The organism is Leptolyngbya sp. 'hensonii' (assembly GCF_001939115.1).
GTDB lineage: Bacteria > Cyanobacteriota > Cyanobacteriia.
In genome coordinates, this window is record NZ_MQTZ01000012.1 from 1 (window position 1) to 14480 (window position 14480).

Here is a 14480-nt window from a genome sequence, read left to right on the forward strand (position 1 = left end):
GCTGGTAAAGGCGGGCAAAGTAAATGAACATACGTCGGGTAAAATGAGCTTCCGCGTAGGACTGAGAGTCCAGATGCACCAGGAAGGTCATCTCCACTCCTGCCTGCTTGACTGACACCAGCAGGTGCAGGACCTTATCATACCCAGAGGTGAGGTAAGCAAAGTATTCCTGCTGCAGGAACTGAATCGAATCGGGGTCGATCGTCTGGGCCAGCTCAGGGATGAACAACTCCAAAAACTCCAGGAAGAAGGTGGAGAGGAGTGCTTTGAACAGACGATCGTGGTCAATCATGCGCGCAATACTTATAGTACTGGCGATCTATTATAGGGGGAGGAGGGTTACTCTGCCTCCCCAATCAGCTCAAACGGTGCCCAAGCGATCGAGGCTGGATGATTTTTCCTGGCGTCCAGCATCGCTTGTCCCAGGGCAGGGTCACAGCCCTGGTTCAGATTAGCGGGTGATCGTCTGTTCTTCCTGGCAACAGGACAACATTCTCCAGCCACCCTTCCAGGTCAGAGATCGTCGAAAAGTTCAAGAACGCCACTGCCAGAGTTTCCAGTTGCTCCAGGGTCAGGGTGTGGATTTGGGCGATGGTGCGATCGGGTAGAGCACCCAACTTCTGGGTGAGTTGACGCAGGAGGAGCTTGCGTTCGCCCTGTTCAATGCCCTGTTCAATGCCCTGTTCAATGCCCTGTTCAATGCCTCGTTGCATCCAACTGGTGACAATCTCCATAACGCCCCGCTGCTCCCTTTCCTCCAGTCTACCAATCTCAGCTTYAAACACCTGYTCCTCCTGTGGATTCAACGGCAAGTAAGTGTCCACAAAACTGGAAATCAACCGCATSCGGGCGGGTTCCAACCGCAGGGTGGCCAGCAATCGCAGACATTGYGCYTTCACCCGGGGTCTATCAGTCGGTTCAATCCGCATCTTGCTCATCAAMGCCGCTGCCACCGGGTTGGCCTGACTGAGGTAATCSCGCCAGTTGAGGCGATTCAACTGAATTGAGGCAAAGTTGAACTCCAGCACCTTGAGACTGGGAAACTCCACTCGATGCTGATGGGGTTCTTCCCGATAGGGTTCATCAAAGGAAAACACCACCACCGGGTAAATTCGCTGCAAGTGCCGCTGGTAAAGGCGAGCAAAGTAAAAGAACATACGTCGGGTAAAGTGRGCTTCCGCGTAGGACTGAGCTTCCAGATGCACCAGGAAGGTCATCTCCTCTCCYGCCTGCTTGACTGACACCAGCAGGTCCACGACCTTTTCCTCCCCAGAGGTGAGGTCATCAAAGTATTCCTGCTGCAGGAACTGAATCGAATCGGGGTCGATCGTCTGGGCCAGCTCAGGGATGAACAACTCCAAGAACTCCAGGAAGAAGGTGGAGAGGAGTGCTTTGAACAGACGATCGTGGTCAATCATGCGCGCAATACTTATAGTACTGGCGATCTATTATAGGGGGAGGAGGGTTACTCTGCCTCCCCAATCAGCTCAAACGGTGCCCAGGCGATCGGGTCGGGATACTTCTGTTTTGTGTCCAGCATCGCTATTGCCTGCTCATACTGTGAGAGGGAATGCTTGTCTATCCGGAGGTAGCTCTAATAGATGAACAGGCTTGTGTTTGCAGCATTAGCATGGAGAGAACTATCGGAGGTGATCCCATGCTGGATATTTCCGCTCCTCTTCTCTTCATTCCCCACGGTCATTGTTATCTCTGGAAACCAGGACTGGTCTGGCTGCATGTGGTGGGAGATTCCCTAACTGGATTGGCTTACTACTCCATTCCCTGTGGTTTGATCTACTTTGTGCAGAAGCGAGAAGACTTGCCTTTTAGCTGGATCTTCCTGCTGTTTGGATCTTTTATTATTGCCTGCGGAACTACCCACTTTCTGGAGGTCTGGACTGTTTGGCATCCCACTTACTGGCTCTCGGGACTGGTCAAGGTGTTGACGGCGATCGTGTCCCTGTATACGGCGGGTGCTCTGGCTCCCCTGATCCCTAGAGCCCTTGCCCTGCCTAGGCCAGCTCAGTTGGAGGCTGCTAACCGGGATCTGGAACGGGAGGTTGCCGATCGCAAACGGATTGAGGAAATCCTGCGCCAAAGTGAGGCCCGCTATCGGGCGATCGTGGAAGACCAGACGGAACTGATTACCCGGTTTCGCCCGGATGGGACGTTGACCTTTGTTAGTGAATCCTACTGTCGATTCTTTCGGAAACCCCGTGAAGCCCTGATTGGACAAAACTGCAAGCCGCTGATTGTGGAAGCCGATCTGGACAGGGTGGCTCAAACCCTCAACACATTGACCCTGGAGCATCCCGTTGCCTTGATTGAGAATCGGGTCATCATCAACGGAGAAATCCATTGGATGGAGTGGATTAATCGAGCCCTGTTTGATCAAGACGGACAATTGATTGAATTTCAGGCAGTGGGGCGGGATATTACGCAGCGTAAACAGGTCGAGTCCGCATTAGCCGAGAGTCAGCGCTTTATTCAAAAGATTGCCGACACCACACCCGTTATTCTCTATGTGTACGATCTGCTGGAGCAGCGTAATGTTTACATCAATCGGGACGTATCGACTTTTCTGGGGTATACACCGGAGGATAGGCAGCCCCCGGAAGCAGATGGCCTGTTGACCCTCCTCCATCCAGAGGACGCGATTTCACTGACGGCTCAGGCCGATCGCTGGAGAACTGCCCGGGAACAGGATATTCTCTACCGTGAATACCGCCTGCAACACAAACTGGGAGAGTGGCGCTCCTTCCTCTGCCACGAAACGCTGTTTGCTCGCACAACGGAGGGACTGCCCTGGCAAATTCTGGGTGCTGCCGTGGATATCACAGCCGCCAAACAACTGGAGGAAGTTCGCAAAGCCGAGGAAAAACTCCAGAATTCCCTCAGGGAAAAGGACGTGCTGCTAAAGGAAATTCATCATCGGGTTAAGAATAACTTACAACTGGTTTATAGTCTGCTCCGTCTGCAACACCGCCATCTGGAGAATCAACAGGCCGCTGGAATTTTGCTGGAGAGCCAGAATCGCATCAAGTCTATTGCCCTGATTCATGAAAAGTTGTACCGGTCTGAAGACCTAGCCAGGGTTAATTTGACCCAGTACATTCCCAGTCTAGCGGCCCATCTGTTCAGTTCTTACAAAATTAATGCGGGCCGTATTCATCTGGAAACCCAGGTGGATGATATTTCCCTGGTGATTAATACCGCAATTCCTTGCGGCCTGATTATCAACGAACTCCTGTCTAACGCCCTGAAATACGCCTTCCCACCCCATTGGGAGCAAGAGGGAATGATCCGCATCAGTCTCTATGCCAATTCTGATCAGACCGTTACGCTAATTGTTGAAGATAATGGAATTGGTATTCCAGAAAGTTTTGATTTTGCAACAACTGAATCCTTGGGTTTGCGGCTAGTTAAGGATCTGGTACTTCAACTGGAAGGCACGATTCAACTCCAGCATTATCCAGGCACAACATTCCACATAATTTTTCCTGGAGATGAATGTGTTAGGGCAAACGACACCTGTACTTAATCCCTTGCAGCCTATCCGCATTCTGGTGGTTGAAGATGAAATGATTATTGCTAGGGATATTCAGGGTTGCCTGGAAAATCTGGGTTATGTTGTGTCAGCGGTAGTGCCTTCTGGGTTGGAGGCGATCGAGACTGCTGCTGCAAGCAGACCTGATCTGGTGCTGATGGATATTCGCTTGAAGGGCACCATGGATGGCATCCAGGCTGCTGAGCAGATCTGGAAACGGTTTCAAATCCCAATTATTTATTCCACCGGCTATTCAGACCCCAAGACCTTACAACGGGCTAAGGAAACGGGTCCCTTTGGGTATGTGCTTAAACCTGTGGAAGAGCGGGAACTCTTTGTGGCGATCGAGACGGCTCTCCACCGCTACCGCCTGGAGCAGGATCTGCAACAGCGAGAACAATGGCTGACCACCATTTTGAGGGGAATTGGGGATGGGGTGATTGTGACAGATGAATGGGGCTATGTGAAATTTCTGAATCCGATCGCCGAAGCCATAACTGGTTGGTGGCACGCGGATGCCTATGATCAGCTCATTACAGAGGTGTTTCAACTCCTGCATGAGGAAACCCGACAGCCCCTGAGCAATCCAATTCTGCAGGCACTCCAGCGAGGTGTGCCAGTTTATCCAACAGATACAGCCCTGCTCCAGAGCAGAAAGGGCCAGGAAATTCCCATCAGTGACAGTGCTGCCCCCCTGAGAGACGATCGGGGGGCCATTACGGGGGCCGTGCTGGTGTTTCGAGATGTGACCCAGCGTCGTCTGGCTGCGGAGCACCCCCAGATTGTCGCGCGAGCGCAGGAGATGGAAGTCCAGATGGCTGAGCTGCAACGGCTGAGCCAGATGAAAGATGATTTTTTGAGTACCGTGTCCCATGAGTTGCGAACTCCCCTGACCAGTATTATCTTGGCGATTAATATGCTGGAGGTGTCCCTGAAGATTCGGGCCCAGAGCAACCTGGCTGATGTTCTGCTTCCCGATCGGGTCAACCATTACCTGGGAATTTTGCGGGAACAATCCCGACGGGAATTAGACCTGGTTAACGATTTGCTGGATTTTCAACGCCTCAGTGCCAATGCCTATCCTCTGGATTGGGCTGAAATTCCGCTCGCAACCTGGCTTCCCTCCCGGATGGAAGACTTTCGGGAGCGTGCCGAGGTTGCCCAACTTCAACTCCAGGTTGATCTGCCCTCTGATCTGCCGATTCTGATTTCGGATGCGGCAGGGCTAAATCGGATTATGGCCGAATTGCTGAACAATGCCTGTAAGTACACCCCTCCCGGTGGGAAGATTACGGTTGCGATCGCCCAGGGGGCAGATGCAGCAGCCCCTGGGCTGGCCCAGTGTCCTGCCATCCAGATTACGGTCACCAATACTGGGATTGAAATTCCTGACACTGAACTTCCGCGTGTCTTCGATCAGTTCTATCGAGTTCCCTGCCACGATCGTTGGCGAGAGGGGGGCACGGGTCTGGGACTGGCTCTGGTGAAGAAAATGGTCGAACATTTAGGTGGTTCGATTCGGGTAACGAGTGGTGCAGGGGCCACCTGTTTTACGGTGGAATTGCCGTTGCGACCCGATCCAGCCCTCTATCAGCATAGCAACTGATCAATCATCCGATTTGCTTGGGCTTCATAGCTACCGCCGAAGAGATTGAAGTGATTCAGGATGTGATAGAGGTTGTAGAGGATCTTGCGGCGTTGATAGCCAGCCGCTGGCGGCAAGATCTCCGCGTAGCCCTGATAGAATGCGTCAGGAAACCCGCCAAATAACTCGGTCATGGCCAGATCCACTTCCCGATCGCCATAGTAAGGGGCTGGGTCAAAGATCACAGGCTCTCCACTCGCCAGTACCGCCGCATTGCCAGACCACAGATCGCCATGCACCAAGGCAGGATGGGGATGGTGATCCGTCAAAAGGTGGGGAATGGCAGCCAGAAGCTGATCTTGCCGGGGGAAGTGGCCACCCCGTCTACGACCCAGTTGGAGCTGATAGCCAATCCGATGGTCTGTGAAGAACTTGGCCCAACTTGCGGTCCAGGGGTTGATCTGGGGAGTGCTCCCGATCGTATTGGCACGGTCCCAGCCAAACTGGGCTGCCCCCGGTGCCTGGTGGAGGGCAGCCAGTTGACGGCCCATCTCCCGCCAGGACTGGCTACTGCCCCGGCCCAGATCCAGCCATTCCAGCACCAGGTAGGCCGATCGTTCAGCGATCCCGACACAGATGGGCCGAGGAACACGGATGGTGCCTGTGGCCTGCATCTGTTGTAGACCCAGCAGTTCGGCCTCAAACATTGCCATTTGGGAGACCTGATTGAATTTGACAAAATAGGTCCGCTGACCATCAGAGATGGCCTGCCCCTGATTGATACAGCCCCCACTCACTCCCCGTCGATCGACAAGCTGGAAAGGCTGGCCAGTGGCGCTACTAATTTGGGCCGCAATGTCATTCCACATAAGCTTCAATCTGGTTCAAAAACGCGACCCAGGGCAGCCGGTGGGGTGGCTTGCAGGGTCTGGGTTAGGAGTCGTCCGAGGGGAGCAGGCAGTCTAGCCAGGAGCTTTTCCAGCCAATCGCTAGAGGTAATTCCCAGCGCAAAGATCATCAGGACAAAGGGCGCAACCGTGAGGACCTGGGTTGGCACAGATGGGAGATAGCTCTGGGCATTGCCTGCTAGGGATTGGAGGATGCCAAACAGATAGGCTCCCAGGGCTACCCGTAAAGGATTCCAGCCTCCGAAGATGACGATCGCCAGGGCAATCCACCCATAGCCAGCCGTGTGCCGATGGCTCCAGCCCGCTTTGAAGTCCAGAGAGAAAGCGGCTCCCGCGATACCCATCAGGGCTCCCCCCAGAAGGACATAGAAGTAGCGGAGCCAGATCACATTGTACCCACGGGCGAAAGCCGCCGCTGGTTGTTCTCCGATTGCCCGCAGCAGCAGGCCATGGTGCGTGCGATAGAAGTAAATCCAGGTGAGAATTACCAGCAGAAAGCTGAAGTAGACGAGGATATCGCTCTGAAACAGCAGCGGCCCCAGGATGGGTATATCCTGCAGGATCGGGATCTTGAAGCTGGGTACGGTAGGACCTGGAATTCGTACAAAGGGATTACCCAGAAAGGAAGACAGGTCACTACAGAGGAGCGCCAGCACAAATCCGATCGCAATCTGGGATTGTTTCAGTGTCAGGGCTCCAAAAGCCACCACCAGCGCGATCAGGGCTCCCACGACCGCAGCAGCCAGAAACCCCATGAGCAGGCTGTTTGTGGTTTTGGCGATCGCAAACCCCGCCATCGCTGCCACCATAATGGTCCCCTCTGCCGAGAGATTGATTACCCCAGCCCGCTCCGTAATCGTTTCGCCAATACAGGCGAAGACAAGTGGTGTTGCCGTTGCGATCGCGGTTGCCAGAATTTGCAGGAATTCAGAGAAATTTGTCATTTGTCATTGGTTATTGGTCATGCGTTGCCCAATGCCCTGGCCCAGGAGGGCAAATAGTACCAGAGTGCCCTGGATGATACCAGCCAGGGAAGATTCTAGATCCAGAGAAAGGGGAAGTTGCAGGCTGCCAATATTGAGGGCACTGAAGAAGAAAGCCACAGGCCCAATCAGCAGGGGATTGAAGTTGATCAGCATCACCACCAACAGGGCCAAGAAGCCGAGATTGCTGGAAATGCTGGGAATCAACCGGTGAAAGATGGCCAGAACTTGCAGAGATCCTGCCATTCCAGCGCACATGCCGCAGATGGCAAAGGCACTGAGCAGACGCTGCAGTGAGGGGATGCCCAGGAGATATGCCGCACGAGAATTCTGACCTACAGCCCGGAGTTGCAATCCAAAGGATGTTGCTCTCAGGGTCAGAATGGTCCCAATCACGACCAGCAGCGCGATCAGAAGGGAGATCGGACTGGCCTCTGTTTTACCCCAGGTTCCCAACCAAAGCGACTGATCAAACAGTTCCGTCCCGCTCATGGAGGCTACACCGGGCCGTTGCCAGGGACCGAAGATCAGGTACAGGGCCAGTCCCTGGGCCATGAAGTTGAGTCCCAACCCGGCGAAAATCTCGTTAATGCGGCCATAGACGTTCAGTGCTCCAGCAAGCAATCCCCAGATCAGGCCCCCGATCGCCCCAGCCCCGATCCCCAGCAGGATCACCATTGGAGGGGGCAAGACACCCTGGAATATTCGGAGAGCCAGAGTGGTGCCGATCGCCCCAGCAATGATCTGCCCTTCGACCCCCAAATTATAGAGCCCTGCCGTAAAAGTGAAGATGAGGCCACTGGCACAGAGCATTAGGGGCGCGAGGGTTGCCAGGACCCGGGCTAGTTGGTCTGGTGTCCCCACCGCCCCCCGGATCAGTTGGCTGAGCACCATGACGGGCGATGCTTTCGCGAGAAGAATTACCCCTCCAATGAAGAGAAGGGACAGGATCAGGGAACTGACTTGATAAAAGACAGATTTGGGCATTAGCCTTGCTGATTTAGAAAGACCTCCCCTGGGGAGAGTCCAATAGGAAATGTCTGGAAATCATCTTAGGGCTTCTCGGCTGTTGCGGCGTTCCTTTTCTGTAAGGCTCCGATCAGTCGTCTCCCCAATGCCCGAACAACTTTGCGTTGCTCCAATAGATGCAACAGAATTAGGGCTAGGAAGGTATAGGCCAGCCAGAAATGCAAACTCCGACCTACCCCAACCAGGGCTGCATTCTGGGGAAATAAGTCTGGCAGGGTCAGGCCGAGAAAATGAACATTGCTACTCTTAAATGAATTGGAGAAGAAAAAACCACTGATGGGGACAGCTACCATGAACAGGTAGAGGACTGTATGCAAGATAAAGACTAACCCCCACGCTGGTGTAAATCGGGGTAGGCGATGGATATATTTGCGCCACCAGACCCGCAGCAACACCAGAACTCTCCAGGTCAGCAACCCCATGGCTAGCACACCCATGGCCTTGTGGAAGTCGTAGAGTTCAGACCGGAAGTCAGTGCCACGTGGGAGACGGGCCATAAAGCTACCGACTGTGAACAGGACCAGGTAGCAGGCAGCCATGATCCAGTGAAGATTCATCAAATGCTTGAAGGCGGAGTTTAGGCGAGGACGGGCAGATTGTACTGTGGTCGATGTGGAAGCGGGGCTGACCGGTGGATGGAGAGGAGATGACATAGGCACATCCCATTCACAGAAAGTTGATGCTCTAAATTCAGGTTATACCCAATTCTTGTCGGACGTTGTTCAGAGGCTTGTGCCAGTTGGCTTCAAAAGGGTAGGCAATCAGAGGTCTGACCCGAAATCCCAATCGAAAGCCTCGCAGCACTGTAGCTAGGGTTTTAAGGACCTGGCCAGGATGCCCCATCATGTACCAGGGCAGATGGGACAGGACAAAGACATTCAACAAATCCCGATACTGAATCAGAACGAACGCAGCCAGACCAAACTCCCCGATCGGACTGCTGTCAAACCCGGTGATGACATGATGCACGTCATGGGAAAGGGCCATCCGCCGCCCCAGCCAGGTATCGTTTTCCTCAGAGAAGGCTTCCGGGTCAAAGCCCTGATCCAGGATGTGGCAGGCGTAGGCGTATCCCAGGGTGTGGGGTGGGAGTTGGGCCAGTTCCGCCAGGTTCAACTGGATCATCTGATTGGCCAGAGGTTTAGCCTGACGGGCCAGCCGCCCTGCGACCCAGCGGGTCCAGTTGCTGTGTTGACCTGCGGCCAGGATGTGCAAAATTCCCTGGGAGGGATGGTTCAGGAACACTCGATACGCCTGCCCCACTTCGGACCAGTTCATCCCTGTTAGAGGGTTGATAGCCTGCATCAGGTCAGCCCATCGCTGGATCAGAGAGGGGGAATTTGAATGGGGGGCAACTGGGTGCAACATAAAAGAGACCTCCTGGGTGAATATGCATTAAACTGAATATGCATTTATTTGCATATTAAGAATATATATTCAACTAAGTGCATAAGTCAACCAGGTCTGGAAATTTCCTCTGGGGACAGGGTTGCACTGTCCCCAGTCGCATCCGGTTTAGCCGTTGCCCTCAGGGTTCTCAGGGTTCAGGCTGGAGGCAGGAGGAAATTCCACGCTTTGGGCCTCTGCCAGTTCCATGGAACGAGGTTGTAACCCGCTTCCTTTATGGGAGCCGTCACAGAAGGGATAATTCTGAGATCGGCCACAGGTACAGACCCAATAGGTGCCAGCTTCCAGTTCACGGGTGATGGGTTGAGTGCTCACAGAAGATTCCTCTCTAGAATTGGTTTACAAGTTCATTGTATGTATTCAAACTATCCTGGACGAAACTCTGAATTAACGCTCATCAATCAGGGTTGTCAACTGCTGATCAACGGCCTGAAGATAGGCTCGATCGGTCAGGGCTGCTTTGTCCAGCAGCTTAGACTGGACCGCACTATTGACGACATCTTCTGGCTGCAGCCGACCGAGCTGGTATGCCAGCAGCAGGGATTGATATCCAGGCGTTCCCTGATTTTTGAAGTATCCCTGGTAAGCCAGTTGTGCCAGGTTAAATGGCTGCAGCCGACGATTGGCAGCAGAGGACTGTAAGGCAGAAGGAGCAGCCGCTACTTGCTCGGCCTTAGCGGTAGGAGTGAGTGTAATTAGAGCCAGAGTTGTCAGAGCCGACAGGGTGAATGTGCGAAGCGATAGATTCATATCAACCTCCGATTTGACTTGGGTGTGATTGTTTGGAGTGAAACTATTTATGTTCTAACATATTTTTAGTTTGAATGCAAACTATTTTGGTGAAATCTATTTCAACGGGGCCTATAACGGTTTGTATGCGGATTCAATCCGGCCCATCCCGCTAAGACAATCCCCTGGGTTGGGGCTGGGCTATGGTTGCTGTCTCGGTGCAAAGCACTATATACTCTCGCCAGGGAATTGGTACTATAGCTGTAGTCAGGCAAAGCTTGGCAGTGGCACGTCAGAAAGCCTTCCTAGACTTGGCAATTAACCTGTTGGAATTGTCCTCAGCTTTCTGAGCAAAGCTATATTTTCTGACAGATTCAAAATATGTATTGCTAATCCTTGTGCAGGACTCCATCATTGTGCGATTGCTGTCTGGCTTCTTGCTACTCAGTCTCCTGGGTATGCCTTCCGGTCAGGCCCAGTCGATCATTTCAGCCAGTGACGGCACCCAGACGATCGTCACCCCCAATGGCACCATCCTCACCATCACGGGTGGCCAGATCTCCGGCGATGGGGCCAACCTGTTCCACAGCTTTGCTCAATTTGGCCTCAATTCCCAGCAAATTGCTAACTTCCTCTCCACGCCAGGGATTCAGAACATTCTGGCCCGGGTAGTGGGCGGCGACCCCTCCATCATCAACGGCCTGATTCAGGTAACGGGCAGCAATGCCAACCTGTACCTGATGAATCCAGCCGGGATTGTCTTCGGTCCCACGGCCAGTCTGAATGTGCCTGCAGCTTTCACCGCAACAACCGCCAATCGCATTGGCTTTAGTAATGGAGGGCAATTCAATACTGTCGGTCCCAACAGCTACGCAACACTCACGGGACTGCCTCAGGACTTCACCTTCACCGCCCTGCAACCGGGAGCGATCGTCAATGCCGGTCAACTCACAGTGGGGCAGGGCCAGGCAGTGACCCTGTTGGGGGGGGTGGTGATTAACACCGGTACGATCGCGGCACCGGGAGGACAGATCACGATCGCTGCAGTTCCAGGTCAGAAGCTGGTGCGGGTGTCCCAGTCAGGCAGTTTGCTAAGTCTGGATTTGCCGGTGGGGACCGGGCAGATGGGTAGCAGCATCCAGGCTCTGGACTTGCCTGCCTTGCTGGCCAGTCCTGCTGTGACAGGAGCCACGGGGGTGGTGGTGGAGAACGGGGAGGTGAAGCTGACCAGTGCCAACACGGTGATTCCGACTACCGCTGGAACTACGATCGTGGCGGGCACCCTCACCACCGCTTCCCCATCGGCTCAGTCTGAGATTAAGGTTCTGGGCGATCGGATCGGGCTGTACGCTGCCCACCTGGATGCCTCTGGTCCCAGTGGGGGCACGATTCTGATCGGAGGAGACTATCAAGGCCAAGGCACCATCCCCAATGCCCAGATTACCTATGTCAGCCCTGATTCGATGATTCAAGCGGATGCGATCGGCCAGGGGAATGGGGGCAAGGTGATTGTCTGGGCCGATCAGACCACCGTCTTCCGGGGTAGTATCAGTGCCCAGGGGGGACCAACCGGAGGCGATGGGGGTTTTGTCGAAGTATCAGGCAAGCAGAACCTGGGTTTCACCGGTCAGGTCAGCACGGTAGCACCCCAGGGGCAAACTGGCACTCTCCTGCTCGACCCGGATAATGTCCAGATTATTGGCAGCAATCCTGCACCTCAAGATCTGCAATTTATCGACGGTCAGATCCTGGCCGGGGATGCCCCCCCGGCCACCTTCGTGATCTCAGATACAGCCCTGGGAAGCTTTGCTCTGGCTAACAGCGATATTGTGGTCCAGGCCAACAGCAACATTGCCTTTGACTCCAATCTGTTTATGGTCTTTGCTGGAGGAACAGGGTCGATCGTCCTGATTGCCGATGCCGATAACAACGGAACCGGTTCCTTCTTATTGCCGTTTACGTCTGTGATTGTCACCAATGGCAAATCCCTGTCCATTGCGGCGGCTCAACTGGCCATTGCCGGAGATATCGGCACCACGTCAGCTTTTGGCCAGGGAGGCAATATTACGCTGACCACCCAGAGCAGCGCCAGTCTGGGAAATCTTCTGAGCGATGGGTTATTGGGTGGGGGGCAGGTGACGATCGCCGCGACTGGAGCAATTCAGGTGTCTTCCATCAGTGCCCAATCCAGCAGTGGCCCGGGGGGGAATGTCAGTCTTTCGACCCAGGGTCAGGTCACTGTGGGAACGATTGGGAGTGATGGGTTGTTGAGTGGGGGGCAGGTGACGATCGCTGCGACTGGAGCGATTCAGGTGTCTTCCATTAGTGCCCAATCCAGCAGCGGCACCGGTGGGAATGTCAGTCTTTCGACCCAGGGCCAAGTCACTGTGGGAACAATTGGGAGTGATGGGTTGTTGAGTGGGGGGCAGGTGACGATCGCTGCGACTGGAGCAATCCAGGTGTCTTCCATTAGTGCCCAATCCAGCAGCGGCACCGGTGGGAATGTCAGTATCTCCACCGCCGACCTGTTTCAGGCTACGGGCACCTTTCTGGCAGTGAATGGTCTGGATGCCAGTATTGCCACGATCGGAGCAACCGGCGGCGGAGCCATCACGATCACTCAAGGAGGAAATGGTCTCATTCCTTTCACGATCGGGGATGCCTCCCAAAATGGAACGGCTGGCGTGGTCACCTCTGGGTCCAATACGTTGCTGGTGGGTGAATCTTTCCAGTTCAGGACCATTCGGGGCAATATCCGCATCAATGGGCTTGAACCGCAAGAAGTGACTTTCCAGAAAGAAATATCTCTGCCCCAGGAAGAAAAGCTGGAGATTAAACCGGCTTGCGGTCTTTCTGGCACAGGCTCCAGCTTTACCGCTCTGGAACAGCAGTTTACGGCTACCTATGAGCGTTACTTTGGGCATGGGGGGGGGAGAACCAGCGCCGACAGTGCTTGTGCTTCTCTTGCCAACATTGCTGAAGCAACGGGGGTTAAACCAGCTTTGATTTATGTCAGTTTTGCCCCACCAGGGGATAGGCTGCAGAAATCTTTCCCAGGGATGGGCGAAATCCTGTGGCAATGGGCTGCACCGGGTTTTGCTGTCAGTCTTTCCGATCCACAGCAATCTGGAGTGCCTAAAGCTCAGGACCGTGATCAACTGGTTATGATCCTGGTGACGGCTAAAGGGTTAACCCAGAAAAAAATTCCAGTCAGCCGCATGGAAGTGCTCCAGGCGGCCAAGCAACTGCGCATCAGTGTCAGTAATCTACGGGACGATTACCAGATACCGGCTGAGCGGCTCTACCAGTGGTTGATTGCTCCCCTAGACCCTATCCTGCAACAGCAGAACATCGAGAATCTAGTATTCATCATGGATACGGGATTGCGGACCCTGCCGATCGCGACCCTCTACGATGGCCAACACTTTCTGGTTGAAAAATATAGTGTCGGTCTGATGCCCAGCCTCAGCCTGACGGATACGCGCCGGGTCAGTATTCGAGAAGCTCAGGTGCTGGCCATGGGAGCCTCCCAATTCAAAGACCAGAGTCCGCTTCCAGCCGTTCCCATAGAACTAATGATGATTACCCAACGTCTTCGGGCTGGGAAATCTTTCCTCAATCAGGATTTCACTATCAGTAATCTAAAAAGCCAGCGCAGCCAGAATCCAGTGGCCATTCTGCATCTCGCGACCCATGGGGAGTTTCGCGCTGGTTCTGCCGCTAACTCCTATATTCAGTTCTGGGATCGGAGGCTGGGGCTGGATGAAATCCGCCAGTTGGGGCTGAATAACCCGATCGTCGAACTGCTGGTGCTGAGTGCCTGCCGGACTGCCGTGGGCAGCGACGAGGCCGAACTGGGCTTTGGTGGGCTGGCGGTACAGGCGGGAGTGAAAACCGTGCTGGCCAGTCTCTGGTATGTCAGTGATGAAGGCACCCTGGCATTGATGACGCAATTCTACGAGAGCCTGAAGACGGCTCCCACAAAGGCGGAAGCCCTGCAGCAGGCTCAGGTTGCTATGTTACGGGAGCAGATTTATCTGGACCAGGGAAAACTCATCTACCTGGGAGATCCTGGTTTGGTAGAGTTGCCAGCCCCCTTCCAGGATAGGCAGCGTCAAGTACTTTCCCACCCCTATTATTGGGCTGCTTTCACCATGATTGGAAATCCCTGGTAGCCTGGAGGGGTTTCATGAAGTTTTTGCGGATTGACCTGCCTGTAGCAGAGTTTGGCAGAATGAATTAATGATATCCGTAGTTTTACCGATCGCCTGTCAGCCGCAGCAGTAGTCAGA

General features: G+C 54.1%; 11 protein-coding genes and 1 pseudogene. 3 read left to right on the forward strand and 9 right to left on the reverse strand.

What is annotated here, in order from left to right; all coding sequences use genetic code 11:
• Both BST81_RS04435 and BST81_RS04440 read right to left on the reverse strand, forming a co-directional pair.
• Positions 1-292 (reverse strand): annotated as a pseudogene (locus BST81_RS04435) (DUF4351 domain-containing protein); the annotation flags it as partial.
• Between the two features lie 154 nt (positions 293-446).
• Entirely contained in the window at positions 447-1418 is a 972-nt protein-coding gene (locus BST81_RS04440) for a DUF4351 domain-containing protein (protein ID WP_075597344.1), read from the reverse strand.
• Between the two features lie 239 nt (positions 1419-1657).
• Between BST81_RS04440 and BST81_RS04445 the strand changes: the two genes are divergently transcribed.
• Both BST81_RS04445 and BST81_RS04450 read left to right on the forward strand, forming a co-directional pair.
• Positions 1658-3541 (forward strand): histidine kinase dimerization/phosphoacceptor domain -containing protein, encoded by a 1884-nt coding sequence (locus BST81_RS04445; protein WP_075597345.1) that lies wholly within the window; start codon positions 1658-1660, stop codon positions 3539-3541.
• A complete protein-coding gene (locus BST81_RS04450; protein ID WP_216351208.1) occupies positions 3513-5153 on the forward strand; it encodes a hybrid sensor histidine kinase/response regulator in 1641 nt (546 codons plus the stop codon). Before BST81_RS04445 ends, BST81_RS04450 begins: the two co-directional genes overlap by 29 nt.
• On the opposite strand, the gene BST81_RS04455 is transcribed toward BST81_RS04450, so the two are convergent.
• The 7 genes from BST81_RS04455 to BST81_RS04485 form a co-directional block, all read right to left on the reverse strand.
• The gene (locus BST81_RS04455; protein WP_075597347.1) at positions 5138-6001 is read right to left on the reverse strand and encodes a fructosamine kinase family protein; all 864 of its coding nucleotides are present in this window, start codon (positions 5999-6001) and stop codon (positions 5138-5140) included. The genes BST81_RS04450 and BST81_RS04455 overlap by 16 nt on opposite strands.
• Positions 6002-6006: 5 nt before the next feature.
• Positions 6007-6984 (reverse strand): ABC transporter permease, encoded by a 978-nt coding sequence (locus BST81_RS04460; protein WP_075597348.1) that lies wholly within the window; start codon positions 6982-6984, stop codon positions 6007-6009.
• Positions 6985-6987: 3 nt separating this feature from the next.
• Positions 6988-8010: an ABC transporter permease gene (locus BST81_RS04465; RefSeq protein ID WP_075597349.1), complete on the reverse strand. Its 1023-nt coding sequence runs from the start codon at positions 8008-8010 to the stop codon at positions 6988-6990.
• 65 nt (positions 8011-8075) lie between these two features.
• On the reverse strand, positions 8076-8705 hold the full coding sequence (locus tag BST81_RS04470) for a cytochrome b/b6 domain-containing protein (protein WP_075597350.1): 630 nt from the start codon (positions 8703-8705) through the stop codon (positions 8076-8078).
• Between the two features lie 37 nt (positions 8706-8742).
• Positions 8743-9420, reverse strand: a complete 678-nt coding sequence (locus BST81_RS04475; protein WP_075597351.1) for a Coq4 family protein — start codon at positions 9418-9420, stop codon at positions 8743-8745.
• A gap of 147 nt (positions 9421-9567) precedes the next feature.
• Positions 9568-9774, reverse strand: coding sequence for a CDGSH iron-sulfur domain-containing protein (locus tag BST81_RS04480; RefSeq protein ID WP_075597352.1), 207 nt, complete (start codon positions 9772-9774; stop codon positions 9568-9570).
• A gap of 72 nt (positions 9775-9846) precedes the next feature.
• Complete coding sequence (locus BST81_RS04485) at positions 9847-10209, reverse strand: hypothetical protein (protein ID WP_075597353.1); 363 nt, start codon at positions 10207-10209, stop codon at positions 9847-9849.
• A gap of 377 nt (positions 10210-10586) precedes the next feature.
• Between BST81_RS04485 and BST81_RS04490 the strand changes: the two genes are divergently transcribed.
• Positions 10587-14363 carry a CHAT domain-containing protein gene (locus tag BST81_RS04490; RefSeq protein ID WP_075597354.1) on the forward strand — a complete coding sequence of 1259 codons (3777 nt, stop codon included), beginning with the start codon at positions 10587-10589 and terminating at the stop codon, positions 14361-14363.
• Positions 14364-14480 lie beyond the last annotated feature (117 nt).